Annotated in this window: 24 protein-coding genes; 11 read left to right on the plus strand and 13 right to left on the minus strand. The window is 65.3% G+C overall.

Translation table 11 applies throughout. The features are described 5' to 3' along the window. From CH256_RS22755 to CH256_RS22770, 4 genes are all read left to right on the plus strand, one after another. A partial coding sequence (locus tag CH256_RS22755) for an extracellular solute-binding protein (protein ID WP_143536653.1) occupies window positions 1-1,158 on the plus strand: 1,158 nt, incomplete at its 5' end. Next, window positions 1,155-2,105 carry a carbohydrate ABC transporter permease gene (locus CH256_RS22760; RefSeq protein WP_094670643.1) on the plus strand — a complete coding sequence of 317 codons (951 nt, stop codon included), beginning with the start codon at window positions 1,155-1,157 and terminating at the stop codon, window positions 2,103-2,105. The genes CH256_RS22755 and CH256_RS22760, both read left to right, overlap by 4 nt. Continuing rightward, complete coding sequence (locus CH256_RS22765; RefSeq protein ID WP_032375916.1) at window positions 2,105-2,938, plus strand: carbohydrate ABC transporter permease; 834 nt, start codon at window positions 2,105-2,107, stop codon at window positions 2,936-2,938. Before CH256_RS22760 ends, CH256_RS22765 begins: the two co-directional genes overlap by 1 nt. A 5-nt stretch (window positions 2,939-2,943) precedes the next feature. Continuing rightward, the gene (locus tag CH256_RS22770; RefSeq protein ID WP_094670644.1) at window positions 2,944-4,113 is read left to right on the plus strand and encodes an ABC transporter ATP-binding protein; all 1,170 of its coding nucleotides are present in this window, start codon (window positions 2,944-2,946) and stop codon (window positions 4,111-4,113) included. Between the two features lie 65 nt (window positions 4,114-4,178). On the opposite strand, the gene CH256_RS22775 is transcribed toward CH256_RS22770, so the two are convergent. From CH256_RS22775 to CH256_RS22790, 4 genes are all read right to left on the minus strand, one after another. Then, on the minus strand, window positions 4,179-4,463 hold the full coding sequence (locus CH256_RS22775) for a hypothetical protein (protein WP_068053133.1): 285 nt from the start codon (window positions 4,461-4,463) through the stop codon (window positions 4,179-4,181). A 159-nt stretch (window positions 4,464-4,622) separates the two neighbouring features. After that, on the minus strand, window positions 4,623-6,077 hold the full coding sequence (locus tag CH256_RS22780; protein WP_094670645.1) for an MFS transporter: 1,455 nt from the start codon (window positions 6,075-6,077) through the stop codon (window positions 4,623-4,625). A gap of 124 nt (window positions 6,078-6,201) precedes the next feature. Next, window positions 6,202-7,065: a chromosome partitioning protein ParB gene (locus tag CH256_RS22785; RefSeq protein WP_094641301.1), complete on the minus strand. Its 864-nt coding sequence runs from the start codon at window positions 7,063-7,065 to the stop codon at window positions 6,202-6,204. Continuing rightward, window positions 7,055-7,771, minus strand: coding sequence for a metallophosphoesterase family protein (locus CH256_RS22790; RefSeq protein WP_068053171.1), 717 nt, complete (start codon window positions 7,769-7,771; stop codon window positions 7,055-7,057). Before CH256_RS22790 ends, CH256_RS22785 begins: the two co-directional genes overlap by 11 nt. Before the next feature lie 70 nt (window positions 7,772-7,841). Here CH256_RS22790 and CH256_RS22795 point away from each other — a divergent pair, with 70 nt between their 5' ends. Further along, window positions 7,842-8,435: a suppressor of fused domain protein gene (locus tag CH256_RS22795; protein WP_094641303.1), complete on the plus strand. Its 594-nt coding sequence runs from the start codon at window positions 7,842-7,844 to the stop codon at window positions 8,433-8,435. Window positions 8,436-8,442: 7 nt separating this feature from the next. On the opposite strand, the gene CH256_RS22800 is transcribed toward CH256_RS22795, so the two are convergent. Both CH256_RS22800 and CH256_RS22805 read right to left on the minus strand, forming a co-directional pair. Then, window positions 8,443-9,399 (minus strand): lipase, encoded by a 957-nt coding sequence (locus CH256_RS22800; RefSeq protein WP_094670656.1) that lies wholly within the window; start codon window positions 9,397-9,399, stop codon window positions 8,443-8,445. A gap of 139 nt (window positions 9,400-9,538) precedes the next feature. Then, window positions 9,539-10,627, minus strand: a complete 1,089-nt coding sequence (locus CH256_RS22805) for a magnesium and cobalt transport protein CorA (RefSeq protein ID WP_068053140.1) — start codon at window positions 10,625-10,627, stop codon at window positions 9,539-9,541. 57 nt (window positions 10,628-10,684) lie between these two features. Here CH256_RS22805 and CH256_RS22810 point away from each other — a divergent pair, with 57 nt between their 5' ends. The 4 genes from CH256_RS22810 (at window position 10,685) to CH256_RS22825 (ending at window position 13,876) form a co-directional block, all read left to right on the plus strand. Further along, window positions 10,685-11,521: a PHP domain-containing protein gene (locus tag CH256_RS22810; protein WP_068053180.1), complete on the plus strand. Its 837-nt coding sequence runs from the start codon at window positions 10,685-10,687 to the stop codon at window positions 11,519-11,521. Beyond that, complete coding sequence (locus CH256_RS22815; RefSeq protein WP_068053143.1) at window positions 11,518-12,132, plus strand: MarC family protein; 615 nt, start codon at window positions 11,518-11,520, stop codon at window positions 12,130-12,132. The genes CH256_RS22810 and CH256_RS22815 overlap by 4 nt, the downstream gene beginning before the upstream one ends. Next, entirely contained in the window at window positions 12,129-12,416 is a 288-nt protein-coding gene (locus CH256_RS22820; protein ID WP_068053146.1) for a hypothetical protein, read from the plus strand. Before CH256_RS22815 ends, CH256_RS22820 begins: the two co-directional genes overlap by 4 nt. Window positions 12,417-12,670: 254 nt before the next feature. Continuing rightward, on the plus strand, window positions 12,671-13,876 hold the full coding sequence (locus tag CH256_RS22825) for an NAD(P)-dependent malic enzyme (RefSeq protein ID WP_179272191.1): 1,206 nt from the start codon (window positions 12,671-12,673) through the stop codon (window positions 13,874-13,876). Between the two features lie 78 nt (window positions 13,877-13,954). On the opposite strand, the gene CH256_RS22830 is transcribed toward CH256_RS22825, so the two are convergent. From CH256_RS22830 to CH256_RS22845, 4 genes are read right to left on the minus strand one after another with little or no spacing between them, the layout of a single operon-like run. Beyond that, a complete protein-coding gene (locus tag CH256_RS22830; RefSeq protein ID WP_094641305.1) occupies window positions 13,955-14,647 on the minus strand; it encodes an ABC transporter permease in 693 nt (230 codons plus the stop codon). After that, window positions 14,644-15,309 carry an ABC transporter permease gene (locus CH256_RS22835; RefSeq protein WP_094670646.1) on the minus strand — a complete coding sequence of 222 codons (666 nt, stop codon included), beginning with the start codon at window positions 15,307-15,309 and terminating at the stop codon, window positions 14,644-14,646. Before CH256_RS22835 ends, CH256_RS22830 begins: the two co-directional genes overlap by 4 nt. Next, a complete protein-coding gene (locus tag CH256_RS22840) occupies window positions 15,306-16,457 on the minus strand; it encodes an ABC transporter ATP-binding protein (protein ID WP_094670648.1) in 1,152 nt (383 codons plus the stop codon). Before CH256_RS22840 ends, CH256_RS22835 begins: the two co-directional genes overlap by 4 nt. Further along, a complete protein-coding gene (locus CH256_RS22845; protein ID WP_094641309.1) occupies window positions 16,457-17,431 on the minus strand; it encodes an ABC transporter substrate-binding protein in 975 nt (324 codons plus the stop codon). Before CH256_RS22845 ends, CH256_RS22840 begins: the two co-directional genes overlap by 1 nt. Before the next feature lie 207 nt (window positions 17,432-17,638). Here CH256_RS22845 and CH256_RS22850 point away from each other — a divergent pair, with 207 nt between their 5' ends. Continuing rightward, entirely contained in the window at window positions 17,639-18,529 is an 891-nt protein-coding gene (locus tag CH256_RS22850; protein ID WP_068053162.1) for a glycine betaine ABC transporter substrate-binding protein, read from the plus strand. Here the strand turns inward: CH256_RS22850 and CH256_RS22855 are convergent. Genes CH256_RS22855 through CH256_RS22865 form a run of 3 tightly spaced genes read right to left on the minus strand, consistent with a single transcriptional unit; the run spans window position 18,485 to window position 21,851 of the window. After that, entirely contained in the window at window positions 18,485-19,441 is a 957-nt protein-coding gene (locus CH256_RS22855) for an alpha/beta hydrolase (RefSeq protein WP_094670650.1), read from the minus strand. The two genes, CH256_RS22850 and CH256_RS22855, sit on opposite strands and share 45 nt — an antisense overlap. Window positions 19,442-19,449: 8 nt before the next feature. Then, window positions 19,450-20,283, minus strand: coding sequence for an SDR family NAD(P)-dependent oxidoreductase (locus CH256_RS22860; RefSeq protein ID WP_068053168.1), 834 nt, complete (start codon window positions 20,281-20,283; stop codon window positions 19,450-19,452). Further along, the gene (locus tag CH256_RS22865; RefSeq protein ID WP_094641315.1) at window positions 20,280-21,851 is read right to left on the minus strand and encodes a flavin-containing monooxygenase; all 1,572 of its coding nucleotides are present in this window, start codon (window positions 21,849-21,851) and stop codon (window positions 20,280-20,282) included. The genes CH256_RS22860 and CH256_RS22865 overlap by 4 nt, the downstream gene beginning before the upstream one ends. A gap of 78 nt (window positions 21,852-21,929) precedes the next feature. On the opposite strand from CH256_RS22865, the gene CH256_RS22870 reads away from it, so the two are divergent. After that, complete coding sequence (locus CH256_RS22870) at window positions 21,930-22,568, plus strand: TetR/AcrR family transcriptional regulator (protein WP_373454863.1); 639 nt, start codon at window positions 21,930-21,932, stop codon at window positions 22,566-22,568. The last annotated feature ends 325 nt before the right edge of the window (window positions 22,569-22,893 follow it).

The raw sequence follows: 22,893 nt of genomic DNA on the forward strand, positions 1-22,893 counted from the left end.
GAGCAACGGACTCTGCCCAAGAGCGCCAACGATCAGCGGCTCCAGCTCGCGCGGCGCCTCGCCGGCAACGACAGGACGCTGGATCTGATGACACTCGACGTCGTCTGGACGGCCGAGTTCGCCGAGGCCGGATGGGCATTGCCCGTCCCGGAGGACCTGTCCGAGAAGCTGCGCGACGGTGCCACGCTCGAGGGCCCACTCGCCACGGCAGAGTGGCAGGATCAGCTGTACGCGGTGCCGCTCAACTCCAACACCCAGTTGCTCTGGTACCGCCCGGACGAGGTGCCCGACGGAGTGCCGCCGCAGACGTGGGATCAGCTGATCGACGTGGCCGAGGCCAATGCGGCGGCGGGCAAGCCCGCACAGATCGGCGTTCAGGCAAAGCAGTACGAGGGCTTCATGGTCTGGTTCAACTCGCTGCTCGAGAGCGCTGGTGGTTCGGTCGTCGCCGAGGACGGAACGACGGTGACGCTGAACGACACTCCCGAGCATCGCGCCGCCACCGAGAAGGCCCTCGAGATCATCAAGCGAGTGGCCACGGCCGACGGCCGCGATCCCTCGGTCTCGCAGAGCGACGAGGCAACTGCCCGCCTCGGCATGGAATCGGGACGGATGGCATTCCAGGTCAACTACCCGTTCGTACTGCCCGGGTTGAAGGAGAACGCCGTTGCCGGTGCCGTCTCGTTCCTCGACCTGTCGACGGTGCCCGAGGATCAGCAGGACGCACGTATCGCCGAGGTCTTCCGTAGCGCGCCGTATCCGGAGGTGAACCCGGGCGAGCCCGCGAAGGTCACCATCGGTGGCTTCAACATCGGCGTCGCGAAGACCACTCAGCACGAGGATCTCGCGTGGGAGGCCGTCGAGTGCCTCACCAACGGGGAGAACCAGCGCAACAACGCCGTCAACGGTGGTGTGCCGCCGGTGCTGAAGTCGCTGTACTCCGATCCCGAGTTCCAGGCCGTCTATCCCGCGTGGGAAGGGGTTCTCGGTTCCATCGAATCTGCGGCTGTGCGACCCGTTTCGCCTGCCTACCAAAGCATTTCGATTCTGCTGACCGATGCGCTCAACCCGCCGCAGAACATCGATCCGGTGGCCGACGTGGACAAGCTCGCAGATCTGGTCTCCAAGGCCGTCAATTCCGAAGGGTTGATTCCATGAGCGCCACCACCGAGTCACAGCCCGCATCGCAGCCTGTCGACAAGCAGGCGGCTCTGAAGAACGTCTCCGACGGCAAGAAGGCCGAACGTCGACTGGGGCTGATGCTCATTGCACCCGCCGCCCTGCTGATGATCGCGGTCACCGGGTATCCGATCATCTACGCGTTCTGGCTCAGTCTGCAGAAGTACAACCTCGCATTCCCCGAGGATCGTGAATTCGTCGGTATCTCCAACTACGTGACCGTGCTGTCCGACGGCTACTGGTGGACGGCGTTCAGTGTGACGGCAGGCATCACGATCATCTCGGTGATCATCGAGTTCATCCTCGGCCTGGCCGTGGCTCTGGTCATGCACCGCACCATCTTCGGTCGCGGACTCGTGCGCACCGTGGTGCTCATCCCGTACGGCATCGTGACCGTCGCCGCCGCGTACAGCTGGTACTACGCGTGGACCCCCGGCACGGGCTATCTCGCCAATCTGCTGCCCGACGGTAGTGCTCCGCTCACCGAGCAGTTCCCGTCACTGGCGATCGTCGTACTGGCCGAGGTCTGGAAGACGACGCCGTTCATGGCGCTGCTTCTTCTGGCAGGCCTGGCGCTGGTGCCCGACGATCTGCTCAAGGCGGCCGAGGTCGACGGAGCGGGTGCGTGGACCAGGCTGATGCGCATCACGATTCCGTTGATGAAGCCGGCGATTCTCGTCGCGGTGCTCTTCCGCACCCTCGACGCGTTCCGCATCTTCGACAACATCTACGTCCTCACCCGCGGTAGCAACGAAACCGGATCGGTCTCGATTCTCGGTTACAACAACCTGTTCGGTGCGTTCAACCTCGGGCTCGGGTCGGCGATCAGCATTCTGATCTTCTTCTGCGTCGCGATCATCGCGTTCGTGTTCATCAAGTTGTTCGGTGCATCGGCACCGGGATCCGACGACGGAGGCCGCAAGTAATGACCACTGTTACGCCTCGCAAGAAGGTCGGTTGGACGGTCGTCAACGTCCTCGTCCTGCTCTACGCACTCGTTCCACTGCTGTGGATCATCAGCCTCTCGTTCAAGTCGACGGCCACCATCGCCGACGGCAACTTCATTCCTCGTTCGATCACCTTCGACAACTACAAGGGCATCTTCTCGACCAATCAGTTCACCTCGGCGTTGGTCAACTCGATCGGTATCGGACTGATCACCACCGTGATCGCCGTGGTGATCGGCACGATGGCCGCGTATGCCGTTGCGCGTCTGGACTTTCCGGGAAAGAAGGCTCTGGTCGGTGCAGCACTGCTCATTGCGATGTTCCCCCAGATCTCCCTGGTGACACCGCTGTTCGACATCTCCCGCTCGCTGGGACTGTTCGACACCTGGCCGGGGCTGATCATTCCGTACATCACCTTCGCGTTGCCGTTGGCGATCTACACCCTGTCGGCGTTCTTCCGCGAGATTCCGTGGGAGCTCGAGAAGGCAGCGAAGATGGACGGCGCGACGCCGGCACAGGCGTTCCGCAAGGTCATCGCCCCGCTGGCCGCACCCGGCATCGTCACCGCCGCCATTCTGGTGTTCATCTTCGCCTGGAACGACCTTCTGCTCGCCATCTCGTTGACGGCGACGGAACGTTCGGTCACCGTCCCGGCGGCCATCTCTCAGTTCACCGGTAGCTCTCAGTTCGAGGAGCCAACGGGATCGATCGCGGCGGCAGCAGTCGTCATCACGATCCCGATCATCATTTTCGTGCTCTTCTTCCAACGACGTATCGTGGCGGGCTTGACGTCCGGCGCAGTGAAGGGATAACCGTCATGGCCGAAATCGTTCTCGACAAAGTCACCAAGCTCTACCCCGACGGCGCGGCTGCCGTCAGCGACGTCGACATCACCATCGCCGACGGCGAGTTCATCATCCTCGTCGGCCCGTCCGGTTGCGGAAAGTCCACGACCCTCAACATGATCGCCGGTCTCGAGGACATCTCGTCCGGCGAGCTGCGCATCGCGGGGGAGCGCGTCAACGAGAAGGCACCGAAGGATCGCGACATCGCGATGGTGTTCCAGTCGTACGCGCTGTATCCGCACATGACGGTGCGGCAGAACATCGCGTTCCCGCTCACGCTCGCGAAGCTCTCGAAGTCGGACATCAACAGCAAGGTCGAAGAGGCAGCCAAGATCCTCGACCTCAGTCAGCACCTCGACCGCAAGCCGGCGAACCTCTCCGGTGGTCAGCGTCAGCGAGTTGCCATGGGCCGCGCCATCGTTCGTACCCCCAGTGCGTTCCTGATGGACGAGCCGCTGTCCAACCTCGACGCGAAGCTGCGTGTGCAGACTCGCGCCGAGATTTCACGTCTGCAGAAGCGGCTCGGCACCACCACCGTGTACGTCACGCACGACCAGACCGAGGCCATGACCCTCGGCGATCGCGTCGTGGTGCTACGCGGCGGATTGGTGCAGCAGATCGGTTCTCCGCAGGAGCTGTACGACAAGCCGCGAAACCTGTTCGTGGGCGGCTTCATCGGATCGCCCTCGATGAACTTCGTTCCCGGACAGCTCACCGCGAACGGAGTGTCGACCGCGCTCGGTGAGATCGACATCCCGCTCGAGCGGATGGACGCGATCAAGGCCAAGAACCCGGGTCGCGAGGTGGTCGTCGGCATCCGCCCCGAGCACTTCGAGGACGCAGCACTGATCGACGGCTACCAGAAGATGAGCGGTGCCACCTTCACCGCCACCGTCGACGTACTCGAGTCGATGGGTAGCGACAAGTACGTCTACTTCACGCTCAAGGGTGCGCGGGTCGAATCCAGCGAGCTGCAGGAGCTCGCAGCGGACGCGGGTATCGCCGATCTCGGTGGCGCACAGGTGGTTGCGCGCCTGGCCGCCGAATCCAAGGCCGCCGAGGGTGGTCAGGTGGAACTGTGGTTCGACCCGGCGAAGATCTCGGTGTTCGACCAGGCCTCGGGTGCGAACCTGACGCTGTAGAGCGCTGCGCGCATGTGCGCGGAAACTCGTAGTGGGCTACGAAGTTCCGCGCACATGCCGCAGGCTCAGAACGCAGAGCCGGTGCTCGGCAACTGGTAGCCCTGGAAGAAGTTGTACGGCACCACGTTCGGTGCCGGGTTCTGCAGCTGCGGTGCCGGTGCCTGGGGGAACAGCTCGGAGAGCTCGAATTGGTTCGGCCCGTCGTTTCGGTTGTCGTCGTATCGGGTGTGATTGTCGCCCCGGTCCGTCCACAGTGGATCGGCCGATGCTGTGCCCGCCATTGCCACCAGAGGAATGGCCACCAGAGCCCCGGTCACTGCTGCGCGGGTGAAGATCTTTCGGGTGTTCATGTGTTCCCTTTCGTCGGTGTTCGTACTTCTCCGACGTTAGGTCGACGAGGTGGGCCTGCGACAGGGAAAACTGCTACCTCCCAGCACATTACGAGCTTTCTGCCAAGGAGCGTCGCCCGTGATTTCGTGCGTCTCCCCTGGTCGCGGCACGGGCAGTGGTCAGGTCGTCGGCGCAGACCTGGCAGTGCTGCCAGCCGGAACGGCCGGTTCGCTGCGGCCGCCGACCACCGATTCGCCGGTGGTCGGAGTGCTCTTGATGGCCAGGGCCGCCAATCCGACGACGAGACAGGCCACCGCTCCGGCGGCGAAGGCCGCGGTGTAGACGATTTCACGGGCGACCCCGGTCCCGTCGATGGCGAACATGGCCAGTGCGGTGGACAGTGTTGCGCTTGCGATCGACGTGCCGACGGTTCTGACGATCGAGTTGACACTGTTGGCCACGCCGGTGTCCGCCGCATCGACCTCGGCCATGAGCAGGTTGGGCAGGGCAGCGAACGCGAGACTGACGAACACGTTGATGACCACACCGGCGGTGATCAGTTGCCAGGTGTGATCGTGCGCCAGTGCGACGAACACGAAGCCGACCAGCCCGATCACCGCACCTGCGATCAGAACTCGACGCGGCCCGAAGGACCGGATGAGACGACCGCTGAGGACGGCCGCAACCACGCCGACCGCCGCGCCGGGTAGCAGGTAGACCACGCTCGCCTCGAGAACGTTGGCGGTGAAGCCGTAGCCCGCCACCGCTCGTGGTGTCTGCACGAAGTACGAGCAGGCGAGGAAGTTGACGAACATCCCGATACCGACGAACACGGTGGCGACGTTGGTGGCGAGCAGCGGACCGTGGGTGAGCATGCGGGGCGCGACCAACGGTTCGGCGGTGCGCTTCTCGAGCAGCCACCAGAGCGTCCCCGTCAGTACACCGGCAAGGGCGCAGCCGAGGGTGGCCACCGAACCCCAGCCCCAGGTGCGGCCTTGTGTCAACGCGAGGAACAGGAGCAGGAGGGTCACGGCGAGTCCTGCGGCACCCCACCAGTCGACGGTGCCGCCGCTGGTCTTCGGTCGCGCGGGAACGCCGAACCAGGCGATCGCGAGGGCGAGCACGACGAACACGACAGTGAGCCAGAACACGCGGTGGTAGTCGGCTCCGTTGGCGGTGAGCAGCCCGGTCAGTACCAGTCCGAAGCCGCCGCCGACGCCCAGTGTCCCGGACAGGACGGCCATCGAGCCGACGAGCTTTCGTGGGGGCATCTCGTCGCGCAGTACCGCCAGCGCGATGGGGAACAGGGCATAGGACACTCCCTGCAGGACGCGACCGACGATCAACCAGAGCAGCGAGTGCGTCAGGGCCGCGAGCAAGGACCCGGCGAGGACGACGGTGAGTACACCGATGAGCACCGGCCGCTTGCCGTGCAGGTCGGCGAGCCGGCCGATGACGGGGGTGGCGATGACCGCTGCGAGGAGGTTGCCCGTCAGTACCCAACCTGCGGCCGTGGTGCTGACGCCGAGTTGGGTGCCGATGGTTCCGACGATGGGGACGACCATCGTCTGCAGAACGGCGAGAGTCATGACGATGAAACAGAGTCCGGGCAGCAGTATGCGGCGGGTGGACATGGAAGAACTACCTCGTTACCTGTCGATAAAGCACTAGAAGCGACGCAAATAAATTGTTGAATGCATCTAAGTGACTATCAGATATCGCCGAACCAGGGAAGCGGTCCCCGACGACGGCACCGTGTCACTGCGGACGGGTGGGCTTGCCCAGCGCCTTCTGCCGCAGTTCGCTGACGATCTCGTCGTTCCACACATGCTCGCGCACCAGGCGGTAACGCTCCCGGCTCATCCACAGGTACGCCTCCGCGTCGGTGCGGTCCTCGAGGATCTCCGCAGCGCGCACCATGCGCACCACCGGGAGGTATTCCTCACCGAACCAGCGCCGCGCGACGGTACCGCGGTCGACGAACTCGCCGACCTCCTGCATCAACCGGAAGCCCCACGCCTCCACCGATTCGCTCAGCTGGGCGTAATCGAACGGATCGGTCACCTGAACGGCCTCGCGTGCCTTGCCCACCAACGGGACACGACTGAGGAAGATGCGCCGGTGATCCTTGATCAGCAGGTCGCCGCGTCGGGTGATGCCTTCGGGTGAGATGCGGGTGATGATCTCGGTGACCACGGCGTCGATCGACGTCCGGTGCATCGCGAAGGCGATGGAGACCCGATGGTGTCCGTCGACGACGAAGTGCATGCCACCGATGCGGTACACCTGGATCGGCGGCATCGCCTCGCCGCGGCGCTGAGCAGCCGCGAGTCGTTGCCAGCGTTCGCGGATGCGCGCCGACGTCGGCCGAAAGAATCGATCGAAGTCGCGCGTGCGATCGACGCTGCCGACGATGGTCTCGACGCGGATGACCTGCAGGCCGAGGTGACGCTCGCCCACCTTGCCGAGGGCGGCGACCACCTCGTCGAACGGCAGGATGGTGTTGACGTCGTCGGGTTGACGACGCAGCCACCCGACCAGACGTGCGACGTCGGCGCGGCGGCGTTGGCGGGTGAAGTCGTTCTCCGCGTCGGCGGCCGGAAATCCGGTGTCACGTGCCATGTCTGCGCCTCACGATCTTGGGTGTCTCGAAATCCGGTCTCTCGCCGCCCGGTTCGATCTCGAGGAGGGTGTATCCGACGGTGTTGATCACCGCCGCGCCGTGCAGGGACAGGTCGTCCGGGGTGTGACCGTGCGGATGAATGTGGCCGTGCAACAACAACTGTGGGGAGAGTCGACGCGTCACCTCGTCCAGACAGTCGAAACCGATGTGCGCCGGATCGGTGTCGTCGCCGACGCCGAGCGGTGGACTGTGGGTGAGCAGAATGTCGACGGGCCGAAGGTCCTTGCGCACGTTGCGATGCCACGCGAACGTCCGGGTCAGCGTTCGTGATCGACGTCGCTGCTGCCGTTGGGTCCACTGATTGGGCCCACCGTTGTAGCGGATGGACCCGCCGAGCCCGGCGATCCGGAGGCCTGCCGCCGACACGATGCGACGATCGACGTTGACGGCACCGACCGGTCCGGGCCAGGTGGCGGGCAGCCCGGCACGCATCCACCCCGCGCGCCCGGCCGAGTACCCGGTGAGGTCCGCGTCGTGATTGCCCGGCACGAACACACACGGTGCGTTCAGCGCGTCGGTGAGGTACTCGAGGTAATCGAACGGGAGGTCGCCCGCGCCGAGGATCAGGTCGACTGCGAGCGACTTCACCTGCGGACTCCACAGGGATTCGATCGTTTCGTCGGCAACTGCGAGAACGGAGACCACGGGTACGACGGTACCCACCTCCGGTGCGGTGGTACCTCCGAACGGACTTCTCGGGCATCGGTGGTGTTGGATGGGTCAGGTGAGCGACAGTGTCATCGAAGCGGTACGCGCACATCTGGTGACCGAGATCGGCGACGAGAATCCGTCGTCGGCGTCGGTGACGTTCCTCGGCCTCGAGTCACTGGACGTGCTGAGATTCGGCGCGGACTCCGACGTGGTCCGATACGTCAGTCTCGGCTGTTCTCGTCACCCCATGGCCGACCCCAACGAACTCGTCGCCGATCCATCGCGCGGACCCCGAGCCGAACTGGTGCTGACTCTGCGCGGTGGAGCAGGCGTGGCGTCGGGCGTGCACAAGTCCCTGGCCGTGCTCGCTGCCTCTCCCGCGGTGGAGGGCGTCGTACTCGTCGAGGACGCGCTGCTCGACCTGGGCGAGCCGCTGTGGACCAACGCGCCGTTCACCGCAGTGCTGCTGGGCGAGAGCGATATCGCCGATCTGACGCTGCCCGAGCCCTACGATCCGGTTCGCTTTCTGGCCGCAGTGCCGTTGACCGGCACCGAGGCCGCGTGGGTGCGTCTACGCGGTGCCGCGGCCCTGCGGGAGGCCTGGACCGAGGCAGGGATCGACGTGCGCGATCCGAATCGATCTGCGGCCAGTCTCTGACGAGACGTCATCGCGCGTAGGACGCCAATTCCGGTTCGGCGGTGACGGAATCGAAGATGAGGTGCAGAGGCACCTCGGCCAGATACTTCAGTCCGGTGATCGCGGCATCCGCGTCGTAACGCAGGTTCGGCATCGTGGTGGTGAAACACAGGTCGTCCGAGATGCGTTCGCGCACAGCAGGTCCGTCGTGTTCGAGCGCGTCGAGGACGAGATGAAAGGCGACGTTGTCGCCGATGATGTTGAAATGTTCGACGGGCCGGAGCGGGCAGACGTCCTGGACGGCGATGTTGGCGGCCCCGGCGAGGGTGCTGGCGTGCGGTTGCGGGTAGATCAATTGGTCGAACTTCGTATAGATCGAGGTGTAGCTGGGCCCCGCGGGCAACGGACGCGCCGCCAGTGCGGTGAGGAACTTCGATCCGGTGGCGATCTGCCAGTTCGCCGGCGGGCATTCGTGCGAGTCGTCGCATCCCGAGCGCGCCGAGTCGGTGCCGTTGTACGGGGTGGCGAGCGAGATGAAGTCCGACACCAGCGCGGGCAGATCCGGCCAGAACGTCAACGCCCACAGCTCGTCCAGCGGACCGTGCTGGTGACCCATCATGACGACCTGGCGACCGCTGTCGGCTGCCATGGTGCGGACCGCATGCACCACGTACTGGGCCGCGACCTGCAGGTCTCCGTAGCCCTCGTCGGGAAGCGAGAGGCTGCACACCGGTATCCCAGCGGCGGGCAGTGACTGCAGATAGTTCCAACCGAACGATTGCTGATCGGTGGCGAAGGCCGGGGTGAGCAGGACCGGATCGCGGGTGGCGTCGTGCAGATCGGGGGTGCACGTGAGGGCGTGGTCGAGGGCGGCCGGAGCGACGGTGAGCACGGGACCGAGATCGGGGTTCGACCCGGCATGAGCTGTACCCGGAGCGCAGACGGTCATGATCGCGACGGCCACTACCAGTGAGCGGATTCTCATCGATCCCTTCCGGACGGAGATGCAGAACTTCTGCAGTCTCATCCGGTCAGGACCGGCGGGATCGTGACCCGGAAGGGGTCGGGGTAATCACCAACGACCGTCGGACTCTGTTGGACGTTGTCCAATCTGCGAAAGGTCGCTAGAGCCAGTCGTTCTTGTGGAACGTCCGCCACAGTCCGATACACACGCACAACACGACCGCGACCATCAGGTGATAGCCGTACGTCCAGTGCAACTCGGGCATGTTGTCGAAATTCATGCCGTAGATGCCCGCGACCATCGTCGGCACAGCGGCGATCGCCACCCACGACGAGATCTTGCGCATGTCCAGGTTCTGCTGCATCGTCACTCGCGCCAGCGCGGCGTCGACCAATGAGCTGAGCACCTCGTCGTACTCGGAGATACGTTCGGCGACGGTCGTCTGATGGTCCTGCACGTCGCGCAGGTAGCGTCGCACCGCCTTGGGGACGCTCGGCTCCTGCACCAGACGCGCCAACGGCGTCGACAGTGGTGTCACCGACCGGCGCAGCTCGACGACCTCCCGCTTGAGGAGATAGATGTTCTCGATGGGCACGTGGTGGTGCGGCGAGAACACTTCCTCCTCCATGCCGTCGACGTCTCGCTCGATCGAGTCGGTCACCGCGAGATACTCGTCGACGACGTGGTCGGCCACCGCGTGCAGTACCGCCGACGGACCGAGCGCCAGCTGTTCCGGGTTCGCTTCGAGGCGCTGACGCACACCGGCCAACCCCGAATGCTCCCCGTGCCGGACGGTGATGACGAAGTCGCGGCCGACCATCACCATGATCTCGCCGCTCTCGACGATCTCGTTGGCCGTCGTCACCGACTCGTGCTCGACGTACTTCACCGTGCGCAGCACCAGAAATGCGACGTCGTCGTAGCGCTCGAGCTTGGGCCGCTGATGGGCGTGCACGGTGTCCTCGACCATCAGCTCGTGCAGGCCGTAACACTGAGCGATAGCGCTCATCTGGTGTTCGTCGGGTGCATGCAGACCGACCCACACGAATCCCTCGCCGCGGGCGCGGACCTCCGCGATGGCCGAGGTGTGCGTGAATCTCCCGGGCAGTCGAGCCCCGTCGACGTAGACCGCGCAGTCGACGATCGCCCGGGCCGTGGGCACCGGAATGCGCGGTATCGGCTCGGGACCGGCCTTGGCAGAACGTCGATGCAGTGACGGCAGCGACGGGCGTGGTGGAAGGGACGGCATGGCGGGCAATCGTACGCCAGCAAAACGACGACGGAGTGGGCCTGGAACACTGTGCAGGTGCTCATCGATCTCCACACCCACTCGACGGCGTCCGACGGCACCGACAGCCCGGCCGAGCTGGTCCGCGCCGCAGCCGAGGCGGGACTGTCGGTGGTGGCTCTGACCGACCACGACACCACCTCGGGGTGGGACGAAGCGGCCGCCGCACTGCCGTCCGGCCTCACGCTGGTGCGCGGCATGGAACTCTCCTGCACCGGGCGAGGCGAGGACGGCGAGCCGGTTCCGGTGCATCTGCTGGCGTATCTGTTCGACCCGGCGAACGCGGCCTTCGCGGGCGAGCGCGCACGGTTGCGCGGCGAGCGGGTCACTCGATTGCGTGCCATCGCCGAGAAGATGGCGGCGGACGGTCTGCCCATCGATCCCGACGCGGTGCTGGCCTCGGCCGGAGCGGCAGCCGGACGACCGCACCTGGGTCGCGCGCTGATCGACGCCGGCTACGTTCCGAACATGGACGCAGCGTTCGCCGGTCCGTTGGCGACGAGCGGCAAGTACTACGTCGAGAAGGTCGACACTCCCCTCGAGGTCGCGGTCGACATGATCGCCGCGGCAGGCGGTGTCAGTGTGCTCGCGCACGCCAGAGCTCGTGCCCGCGGTCGCATCCTCGACCTCGATCACATTCGCGAACTCGCAGCGCGCGGTCTCGGGGGAGTGGAAGTGCATCACATGGACCACTCGCCGCAGGACACCGCGGTGATGGCCGATCTCGCTGCCGAACTGGACCTGATCGTCACCGGATCCTCGGACTACCACGGCACCAACAAGACGGTGAAACTGGGCGAATACACCACGGCCCCGGAGCAATACGACCGTCTCGTGGCGGCGGCACGCCCATGACATTCGACGTGACGCTCTACCTGACGGTGCTCATCACCCTGTTCGTCATCATGGACCCACCGGGCGCGATCCCCGTGTTCCTGTCGCTGGTGGGCCGCAAGAGCAAAGAAGAACGCAACAAGGCCGCGTGGCAGGCTCCCGCGGTCTCACTGACCGTCATCTCGGTGTTCGCGATCGGCGGCCAAGCGATCCTGAGCTACCTGCACATCGGCATTCCGGCACTGCAGGGCGCAGGTGGATTGTTGCTGCTGCTCATTGCGTTGTCACTGCTCACCGGAAAGGGCGCGGGCGGAGACACCGCCGCGGAGGACGTCAACGTCGCGCTCGTGCCGCTCGGGACTCCGCTCATGGCCGGCCCCGGTGCCATCGCCGCGGTGATCGTCTACGTCAGCCAGGCCGACGGTGACGCCGGTTCGTTTCTGGCAATTGCGTTGGGCATCATCACCATTCACGTGCTGTTCTTCCTGGTGCTGCGGTTCTCGACGGCGCTGATCCGGCTCCTCGGAGAGGGCGGCATCTCGCTGTTGGCCCGCATCGCCGGCCTGTTGCTCGCCGCCATCGCGGTGCAGCTGATCGCGGATTCTGTTCGCGGATTCGTGGCCGGCGGATGACCGGGGGATCGTTCGGGCTCCGATTCCTGCGCGGGCTCAGCGGCATCGTCACCGCAGGACTGGTGGTGCTCGCCATCGGCGTCGCCGTCACGCAGTATCTGGGTCACTCCCGCGGATTCCCCGGTCCTGGCGGTCTGTCGGTCGCCGCACACATCGTCGCGGCGATCGTCGCCGTGTTCGCGCAGCGCGTCACCGATCACCGTCGCGGATTCTCGGCCGTCCTCGGGGCGATCGTGGTCTTCGTCGCCACCGGCCTCGTCCTGTGGACACAGTGGTGGCAGTAGAAGCAGTGCTGGCACCGAGATCTGCTCTCTTCTGACTCTGTGGTCAGGTGGGGTGGCGATGTGGCACACTGGGGCACCGACAGGGCTACAGCCCATCGCTGATCGTGCAGGCGCACCCGCCTCACATGCGAGACACGCTCTCGGCAGTTTGCAGCCAGCACTGGCGCACTCCGACGGCCCTCATTTCCACCACTCACTTCGTTGACATTTCGTCGCCTCGCCGGTCGAGGTCGACAGTGCGAGGAGCTTTCACCGTGACGGCAGTCGAAGACACCGCAGCAACACCCACAACGCCGGCCCTTCCCGCCGGAATCACCGACGAGGAGATCTTCGCCGGGCACCTCGGCGGGAAGCTGTCGGTCGAGTTGGCAGCGCCGCTCGAGACCCAGCGCGATCTCTCTATCGCCTACACTCCCGGAGTGGCCCAGGTCAGCCGCGCCATCGCCGCCGAACCCGCGCTGGCCAAGCGATACACCTGGACCGATCGCCTCGTCGCCGTCATCTCCGACGGTTCCGCAGTGCTCGGCCTGGGCGATATCGGTCCGCGCGCGTCGTTGCCGGTGATGGAAGGCAAGGCCGCACTGTTCAAGAAGTTCGCGGGCCTCGACTCCATCCCGATCGTGCTCGACACCAACGACGTCGACGAGATCGTCGAGACCATCGTGCGGATGCGGCACAGCTTCGGTGCCGTCAACCTCGAAGACATCTCGGCACCGCGCTGCTTCGAGATCGAACGCCGCGTCATCGAGGCGCTCGAATGCCCGGTCATGCACGACGACCAACACGGCACCGCCATCGTCGTCCTCGCCGCGCTCAACGGGGCCGCGAAGGTGCAGGGCCGGAGCACCTCCGAACTGAAGGTCGTCATCTCCGGAGCCGGGGCAGCAGGTGCGGCGTGCGCCAACATGCTCCTCCTGGCCGGCATCCGGGACGTGGTGGTGCTGGACTCGCGGGGGATCGTCTCTTCAGATCGCCAGGATCTGACCAGCGTCAAGGCCGACCTCGCCGCGCGCACCAACCCCCGTGCACTGGCCGGCGGAGCGGTCGACGCCCTGGCCGGAGCCGACGTGTTCCTCGGTCTGTCCGCGGGCAAGGTCGACGAGAGCTACATCGCCTCGATGGCCCCGGACTCCATCGTGTTCGCGCTGTCCAACCCGGATCCGGAGATCCATCCGGAGGTGGCGAGGAAGTACGCCGCCATCGTGGCAACCGGACGCAGCGACTTCCCGAACCAGATCAACAATGTTCTCGCCTTCCCCGGTGTGTTCAAGGGCGCGCTCGACGCAGGTGCCCGCCGCATCACCGAAGGCATGAAGCTCGCCGCTGCCGAGGCAATCCTCTCGGTTCTCGGCGACGAGTTGGCTGCGGACAAAATCGTGCCCAGCCCACTCGATCCTCGTGTCGCCCCGGCCGTTGCGGACGCAGTTGCGGCAGCAGCGCGAGCCGAGGGCGTCGCGTAGGAAAACGGAAAGAAAACACCGGCGAACCCGGCCCCACCCGGGCCTGCGGTTCGCCGGTGTCTTTCGTCGTGGCTCGAGTCAGACCTTCGCGAGTCCGGTCGGCATCCGCCGCAGGCGACCGGTTCCCGGGACGGACGCCCACACGGCGAGGGCGAGCAGACCGTCGACGATCAGGGTCAGCAGCGCCACCAGAATCGCGCCGACCAGAACGCGGCCGTAGTCGTAGAGCGCGAGCCCGTCGAAGATGTAACGGCCGAGCCCGCCGAGGTTGACGTAGGCCGCGATGGTCGCGGTGGCGATGATCTGCAGTGTGGTGTTGCGCAACCCGCCGAGGATCAGGGGAAGAGCGTTGGGGATCTCGACGCGAAACAGCACTTGGGTTTCGGTCATCCCCATCGCCCGGGCGGCGTCGACGACGTTGGCGTCGACGTTCGCGATGCCGGAGTACGTGCCGGCCAACAGCGGAGGAATGCCCAGCAGCACCAATGCGATGATCGGCGGGATCAGGCCCAACCCGATCACCAGAACCAGAAACACGAGAATGCCGAGGGTCGGCAGCGACCGCAGCGCGTTGACGAGCCCGACGATGACGGCCTCACCGCGGCGCAGGTGACCGATGAGCAGACCGACCGGAACCGCGACGGCAGCCGAGAGCAACACTGCCAACAGGCTGTACCACATGTGTTCGATCAGCCGTGCGCCGATTCCCGTGGGACCGGCCCAGTTTCCGCCGTCGAGAATGTACGAGAACGCCTCGGAGAAGAGATTCATGCGCGTGCCTTCTTCTTCGACGAGCCTGTGCTCAGCCGCGTCCACGGGGTGAGACGACGCCCCAGCAGGTACAGGGCCGCGTCGAAGATCAACGCCAGGAACACGATCGAGATGATGCCCGCGAAAATCTGATCGGGATAGTCACGCTGGTAGCCCTGGGTGAACAGCTGGCCGAGGCCGCCGATGCCGATCACCGAGCCCACCGAGACCAACGAGATGTTCGTGACCGCGACGACCCTGATGTTGGCGATGAGTACCGGAAGTGCCAGTGGCAGTTCGACGGTCACTGCTCTCCGCAGTGTCGAGTAGCCCATCGCCTCGGCGGAATCGACCACGGCGAACGGCACCGAATCGAGTGCCTCGGGTACTGCGCGCACGAGCAGCGCGGTCGAGTACACCGCCAGCGCGATCACCACGTTCAACGGATCGAGAACGGGCAGACCGACGATCGCGGGGATGGTGACGAACAAAGCCAGCGACGGAAGCGTGAAGGCAATACTGGCCACCGTCAACGTGATTCGGCGAACCCAACGGGTGTTGCGAATGACGGTACCCAACGGGATGGCGATCAACAGTCCGATGAGCAGCGGGACGAGCGAGAGATACAGGTGCGTCTTCGTGTAGCCGAGAACCACATCGAAGTTGTTCAGCAGCCAGGTCACTGTTCGTTGTCCCCGGTAGTGAGGAAGTGGTGCCGGTTGCGTTCGGAGTCCTCCGACTTGCGTTGTGCGGCAAGGTTTTCGAGTATCTCCGCCCCGTCGACGCTACCCACGGCCGCCCCGGATGCATCGACCGCGACACCGATTCCCGACGGCGAGGAGATCGCCGAGTCGAGTGCCTGACGCAGATCGCCGCCCTCGAGGAACAGGGAGCCGCCCGCCGCCGTGCTCTCGTCGATGCTCCGGCCGTCGCGCACCTTCTCGACTCCGGTCGCGTCGATCCATCCGAGTGGACGGCGCTGCCCATCGACGACGAGGACCCACTGCCCCTGGTCCAGCCTCAGACCGTGGATCTCGTCCTCGGTCGCCGTATGGATGGGGTGCATGGTCACCGACTGTGCCGACCGAAACGACAGGCCGCGGTAGCCGCGATCGCGACCGACGAACGACGCCACGAAAGACGTTGCCGGGGAGGCGAGTACGGTCTCCGGCTTGTCGTACTGCTGCAATCGGCCCTGGGGTCCGAACACGGCGATGCGATCACCGAGCCGCACGGCCTCGTCGATGTCGTGGGTGACGAACACGATCGTCTTCTTCAGATCGGCCTGCAGTCGCAGCATCTCGATCTGCAGTTCTTCCCGAACCACCGGGTCGACCGCGCTGAAGGGCTCGTCCATCAGCAGGATCGGCGGGTCTGCGGCAAGCGCCCGGGCGACGCCCACCCGCTGTTGCTGCCCGCCGGACAGTTGCGCCGGGTAGCGGGAGGCGAATGCCGGGTCGAGGCCGACGCGCTCGAGAACGTCGAGCGCGGCTGTGCGTGCTGCGCGACGCGATTGGCCGTTGAGTACCGGCACCGTGGCGACGTTGTCGACGACGGTGCGGTGCGGCAACAACCCGGCACTCTGGATGACGTAGCCGATGCCGCGGCGCAGCTTCACCGCGTCGATGTCTGCGATGTTGCGCCCGTCGACGGTGATGACGCCCGAGGTGGGCGTGATCATGCGATTGATCATCCGCATCGAGGTGGTCTTGCCGCAGCCGGACGGCCCCACGAACACGGTGAACGAGTGTGGCTCGATCACCAGGTCCAGCGAGTCGACGGCCGTGGTGCCGTCCGGATATGTCTTGTTTATGCTCTCGAAGGTGATCATCAGCTGACCGGCTGATCCAGACCCTTGTCCTGGACCCAATCCGCTGCTGCTGCCGCGGGCTCGACCTTCTCGTCACCGGACACTCGCGTGTTCAGCGCAATCAGCTCCTCGGTGGTGATCTGCGCCGACACGGCGTCGAGCACCTGAGTGAGCTTGTCGGACTGCTTGGCCGTACGCAGCACCGGAATGATGTTCTGGGCCGCGAAGTTGTTCTCCGGATCCTCGAGGACGACCAGATCGTTCTGTGCGATCGAGGGGGCGGTGGTGAAGATGTCCGCGGCGACGACCTGTCCGGAGACGAGGGCCTCGACCGTCGCCGGGCCGCCGCCGTCGGAGATCGGGATGTAGTTGCCGGGCGAGATGTCCAGGCCGTACTTGTCTCGCAGACCGGGCAGGCCGCCGACGCGTTCCTGGAATTCCGGGGTACCGGCGAAGGTCACCTCGGAGGAGAACGGGGCGAGGTCGCCGATGGTGGTGAGGTTGCGCTCGGTGGCGGTCTGGCGCGTGACGACGACGGCGTCCTTGTCCTCGCCCGGTGCCTGCGCTGTCACGGTGAGGTCGTCGCCCAGAGCCGCGGGCAGTGCGGCCAGGACGTCCTCGGAGGACGTGGCGGTCGCGGATTCGTCCAAGTACTGCAGCAGGTTGCCGGTGTAGTCGGGGATCAGGTCGATCGACCCGTCTCGCACTGCCGGAATGTAGGCCTCACGGCTGCCGATGTTGAGCTTGGTGCTCACCTCGAAACCGTTGGCGCGCAGAGCCTCGGCGTAGATGTTCGCCACGGTCTCGGACTCGGGGAAGTTGGCCGAGCCGACGATGATCGAGTTGGTGTCGCTGTTGCTCTCGCCGCCACCGCTGGACAGTGGATCCGAATTTCCGCCGCAGGCGGTCAGAGCGGTGACCGAGAGAGCGAGTGCGGCTACGGCGGCCACTGCCCTCGGAGCGGAGAACGCGCGCGTGATTCGGGAGGTGGTCATGGTGTCCTTCCATCGGTTCGGGCACAGTCCTACCCATCGCCGACCGCCGCCACCGGGCTGCGGGGGCATCGTCGAAACCAGGACTCGGGCTGCTCGGGATGGTAGTCGAATTCAGCGTGCCCATAAGGTTGGTTCGACTACCGTCTCGTTCGCACTAGTGCCCCGCGGCCGAGATCGGTAAACCACCCGGGCAGTGAACAGGAGAAAATGACAGTGCGATCGTCGGTTCTGGCAGCAGCCCTGGTGATGTCGATCGCCGGACTGGTCGGCGGTTGCAGTGCGGGCGCGTCGACCGACCCTGCCGGCGCGGCCGTCGTCGTCGGAGCAGGCAGCTCGGATCTGTCGCGTCTGCTCGCGCAGATCTACGCCGGTGGACTGCGGTCGACGGGAGCGGACGTCGAGGTGAAGGACGACCTGGGAGACCGAGCCGACTACCTCGCGGCACTGGACCGCGGTGAGGTGACGATGGTTCCCGATCTCACCGGAGAACTGCTGCGCACCTTCGACACTCTGTCTGCGGCAACCGAGGCCGAGGACGTGTACACCGAACTGAACCGATCACTGCCGGCCGGGTTGTCGGTGGGGGATTACGCCACCGCCGAGGATCGACTTGCCATTGCGGTGGCGTCGGACAGTGAATCGGGCGACGAGACGGTGACCGACTTCCTGGGGCGTGAGGAAAAGACCGTGGGAATCGTGGACGGCCAGGTCGATCCCATGGACGTCATTGCCGAAGGCACGAAGAGTCCCACGTTCACAGGGGCGTCGTTCACCGATATCACTCCGTATGCCGATGCGCAGTCCGCCGTCGACGGGTTGAACGCCGGGGAGGTCGACGTACTCGCGATTCGCACCGCCTCGTTCGGCCCGTTGGCGAAGGATCTGACCACGCTGCCCGACGACGATCATGTGTATCCCGCGCAGAACGTGGTTCCGCTCTACGTCGACGGAGTGCTCAGCGAGAGTGCTGTGAGGTCCTTTTCCGTGGTGGCGGGGGAGCTGACGACTGCGGACCTCGCCGACATGATCGGCGAGGTCCGCAACGGCGTTCCGTCAGGCGAGGTCGCCGGCCGCTGGCTCGGTGAGCGCAACCTGTGACACTGTGCCCGTCTGCGTTGCCCTGACCTTGCGGCCCAGGTACGAGCCCATGTGATGGACGGCCTGAGCCGCCTCCCGCAGGATCGACGCCTGTAGATGAGCCACGTGCCAGAGCTTCTTGTATTCCACGTGCTCGAGCTCGACGCCCGACGATCGCAGCTTGTCCGCGAACGCGGTGATCTGCGCGTACAGCACCTCGTCGGTGCCGACGTGCGTGACGGTCGGAGGCAGTCCGTCGAGGTTGCCCAGCAGTGGTGCGAAGCCCTGGTCGAGTGGATCGCCCGCACCCAGATAGGCGTCGGCCGAGCTGTAGGACCAGTCGGTGTTGACCACGAGATCGCGGTCCTTGGCGGCGTCGCGCGCACCGGGATCGACCCAGGGCGAGATCAGGCCGAGTGCGGCCGGGCTGGTGCCGTCGTCCACCAGACGCCGGGCGGTGGCGACCGTCAGACCTCCACCGGCGGAATCGCCTGCGATGGCGATGCGGTCCGCGGTGAATCCGTGCACGCGGACCAGCTCGCGGAACGCCGCCACGGCGTCGTCCAGACCGGCCGGGTACGGGTTCTCCGGGGCCAACCGGTAGTCGAGCACGTAGACGGCGCTGGCCGATTCCCGCGCCAGATGCGCGGCCAACGACCGGTGCGTGTTGATCGAACCGATCGTGTACGCGCCGCCGTGCAGGTACAGAATCGCGGTGTCGCGTTCGGTTGCCCCGACGGTGATGCGCTCCGCTCGCCGTCCGGCGAGCGTCAACTTCTGCGCGACGGTTCCGTGCGGAAGAGTCTGCGCCGGAGCCGCCGCCTCGAGCAGGGCCCGCTGCGCTCGGAACGACAGACGCGGATTCAGCGCCAGGCGATAGAAGGGCTTGAGTGCTGCCGCGACGATCGGCAGGGGAACGTAGAAGGACTTCACGGGCTCGCCTACTTCTTCGTACGCGGCAGCGCGCGCTTGGACACCGCGGCGATCAGGCCCTGGTAGCGAGAGCCGGTGATGCGCTGCAACAGATCGAGGGCGATGGCGTCGGACCCGATGAGCACCCGGCCCTTGCCCTTCTCGACGCCCTTGAGGATGGTCTTGGCCGCGTCGATCGGGGTGGTCTTGGCGAGCTTGCTGTCGAAGAACTTGGCCACGTCGGCCTGATCGAAGTTCTCGGCGACGGTCGCGTTGCGGGCGATGGCGGTCTTGATGCCACCGGGGTGCACCACGGTCACCTTCACCGGTGCCTTGGAGATCAACATCTCCATCCGCAGCGATTCACTGAACCCACGGACGGCGAACTTCGCCGCGTTGTACGCCGACTGGGACGGCATGGCGAGCAGGCCGAACAGGCTGGAGATGTTGATGATGTGGCCGTCGCCGGAGGCCTGGATGTGCGGCAGAAATGCCTTGGTGCCGTTGACGACTCCCCAGAAATCGACGTCGACGATGCGCTCGATGTCCTTGAACGAGGACTTGTCCACGTCACCGTGGTACGCGATACCGGCGTTGTTGTAGATCTGGTTGACCTTGCCGAAATGCGCGACGACGGCCTCGGCGTAATCCAGCACGGTCTCGCGCTGGGACACATCCAAGAAGTCCGACTTGACCTCGGCGCCCAACGCCTCGACTCGTCGAACCGTTTCGTCGAGTCCGGCGGTGTCGACGTCGGACAATGCCAACTTCGCTCCGCGGCCGGCCAGTTCGAGGGCCAGGGCGCGGCCGATTCCCGAGCCCGCGCCGGTGACGACGGCCACCTTGCCTGTGAATGTGCTCATCGTGCGGACACCTTGTCTGTGTTGTTGCCGGCGGAGTTGGTCGCCGACGGTCCGGAGGGCAGGTCTGCGGTAGCGACGCTACGGTACGCATCGAGATCGAAGTTCCTGGTGATTCTGCGGAACTCGAAGGTGAAGCCCGGCCACAGCGTCGTGTTGTTGCCGTGCTTGTCGAGGTACCAGCTGGCGCATCCGCCGTTCATCCAGACACTCTTGGAGAGTTGGTCCTGCAGCGTCACGTTGTACTCGTCCTGCACGTCCTTGCGCACCTCGATGGTGCCGATGTCGTGCTTGTCGATGGTGTTCAACGCGTCGACCAGGTAGTTGATCTGCGACTCGATCATGAACACCATCGACGTGTGGCCCAGGCCGGTGTTGGGGCCCACCAGGAAGAACATGTTGGGGAAGTTCGCGACCGCCGCGCCCTTGTAGCCCTGCTGACCGCCGTCCTCGAAGGTTTCGGCCAGTGTGCGGCCGTCCTTGCCGGTGATGCCGTGGTAGGCGGGGGAGTCGGTGACGTGGAAGCCGGTGGCGACGACGAGCGCGTCGATGGGGCGCTCGGTGCCGTCCTTGGTGACGATGGAGCCCTCGCGGATCTCGGCGATGCCGTCGGTGACGAGATCGACGTGGCTCTTGGCGAGCGCGGGGTAGTACGCGTTCGAGATCAGCATGCGCTTGCAGCCGATGCGGAAGTTCGGCGTGACCTTCGCGCGGAGGGTCTTGTCCTTGATCTGCGTGCGCAGGTGGTTCTCCGACGCCCACTGCAGCGGCTTCATGAAGGCCGGGGCCTTCGCCAGTCCGACGACCTGCGTCTCGCGCATCGCGTAGATGCCGGTGCGCGAGAGTCGCTGGAATCCGGGAACGTGCTTGAAGGCGAAGCGCTCGAGCTTGGTGTACGGGCGGTCCGCGCGGGGAAGAATCCACGGCGCGGTGCGCTGGTACACGTCGAGGTGCTTCACCTGATCTGCGATGGCGGGCACGATCTGGATCGCCGACGCGCCGGTACCGATGACGGCGACGCGCTTGCCGGCGAGCGAGACGTCGTGATTCCACTGGGCCGAATGGAAGACGTCGCCCTTGAAGTCGTGAATTCCCTTGATGTCGGGCAGGTTCGGCTCACACAGCGCGCCGACGGCGGAGACGACGATCTTCGCGGTGTAGTTGCCCGTGGTGGTCTCGACGTCCCAGCGGTTGGTCTCGGCGTTCCAGCGGGCCGAGGTCACATCCGTGCCGAACACGTGCTTGTCCATGACGCCGTACTTGCGCGCCACCCCGGCGATGTACTTCTGGATCTCGGGCTGCGTGGAGAACGAGCGCGTCCAGTTCGGGTTCAACGCGAACGAGTAGGAGTACAGGTGCGACGGCACGTCGCAGGCGGCACCGGGGTAGGTGTTGTCGCGCCAGGTGCCACCGACGTCGTGGCCGCGTTCGATGACGACGAAGTCCTTCTTGCCTGCCTTCGTCAACTTGATCGCGGCACCGAGGCCGGCGAATCCGCTGCCGATGATCAGCGTATCGACGTGACGCGGCGTCGTTGCACGGTCCGAAGTATCTGTTACGGGAAGACTCATGTAGGGGAGCGTAGAAGCTTATTGAGTGTGAGTCAATAGTTATTGACTAACATTCAGTAGGGTGGTTGCATAGCGTTCGTGAACAGCCCCGGCACATCGACAACGAAGAGGACCAGACTCAGTCCGCAGCAACGACGAGCGCAACTGATCGAGCTCGGCACCGAAATGCTCGCCGACCGCCCCCTCGAACAGATCTCCGTCGAGGACATCGCAGACCAAGCAGGCGTCTCCCGAGGTCTTCTGTTCCACTACTTCGCCTCCAAGCAGGAGTTCCACCTCGAAATCGTGCGTGAATCCTCGCGCGTCATGCTCGAGCGCACCGCACCCGATTCGTCGTTGCCACCGTACGAGATTCTGCGTGATTCCATTGCGAACTACGTCGATTACGTCACCGACAAGCGGCAGATGTACGTCTCGCTCCTGCGCGGCACTCCCAGTGGCGACCCGCAGATGCGCGCGCTGTTCGAGGACACCCGCTCCGCCATGGCCGAGCGAACCGTCGCGCAACTCGGGGGACTCGACATCGAGGTCACCCCCACCATCGTGCTGGCCGTCCGCGGCTGGATCGCATTCGTCGAGGAAACGACCATCAACTGGCTCACCGCGCCCGAACTGAGCCGCGACGAACTGATCGACCTGAACGTCAACGCTCTGCCCGCGGTAGCACTGGCTCCAGGAATGATCACCGCACTCCTGGGAACCGACGCCGACGCCTGAGCCTGACCGACGCCCGCCCCGGTTGGGATCAATGTCCCTTCGTTGCAGTCTGACCGACTGAATCTCGCATTGATCCAGTCGGTGGCCCCCGCCCGTCGCCCCGCACGCGTCGCCCCGCCCCGCACGCGTCAATGGACCATCACATGCGTCTGAGCAGTGCAACGGTCCATCCACGCAGAGTCAGTGGCTGAGTGAATGGACCGCTGCATACGTCTGGGAAGTGCAAGGGTCCATTGACGCGGAGCGGGGGAGTGCAGAAACGACAACAGCGGCCCACTTCCGAGGAAGTGGGCCGCTGTCGTTGTCGAATTTTCTTGCCTTTGGC

It is taken from the genome of Rhodococcus sp. 05-2254-6, assembly GCF_002258565.1.
In the GTDB taxonomy this organism is placed as follows: domain Bacteria; phylum Actinomycetota; class Actinomycetes; order Mycobacteriales; family Mycobacteriaceae; genus Rhodococcoides.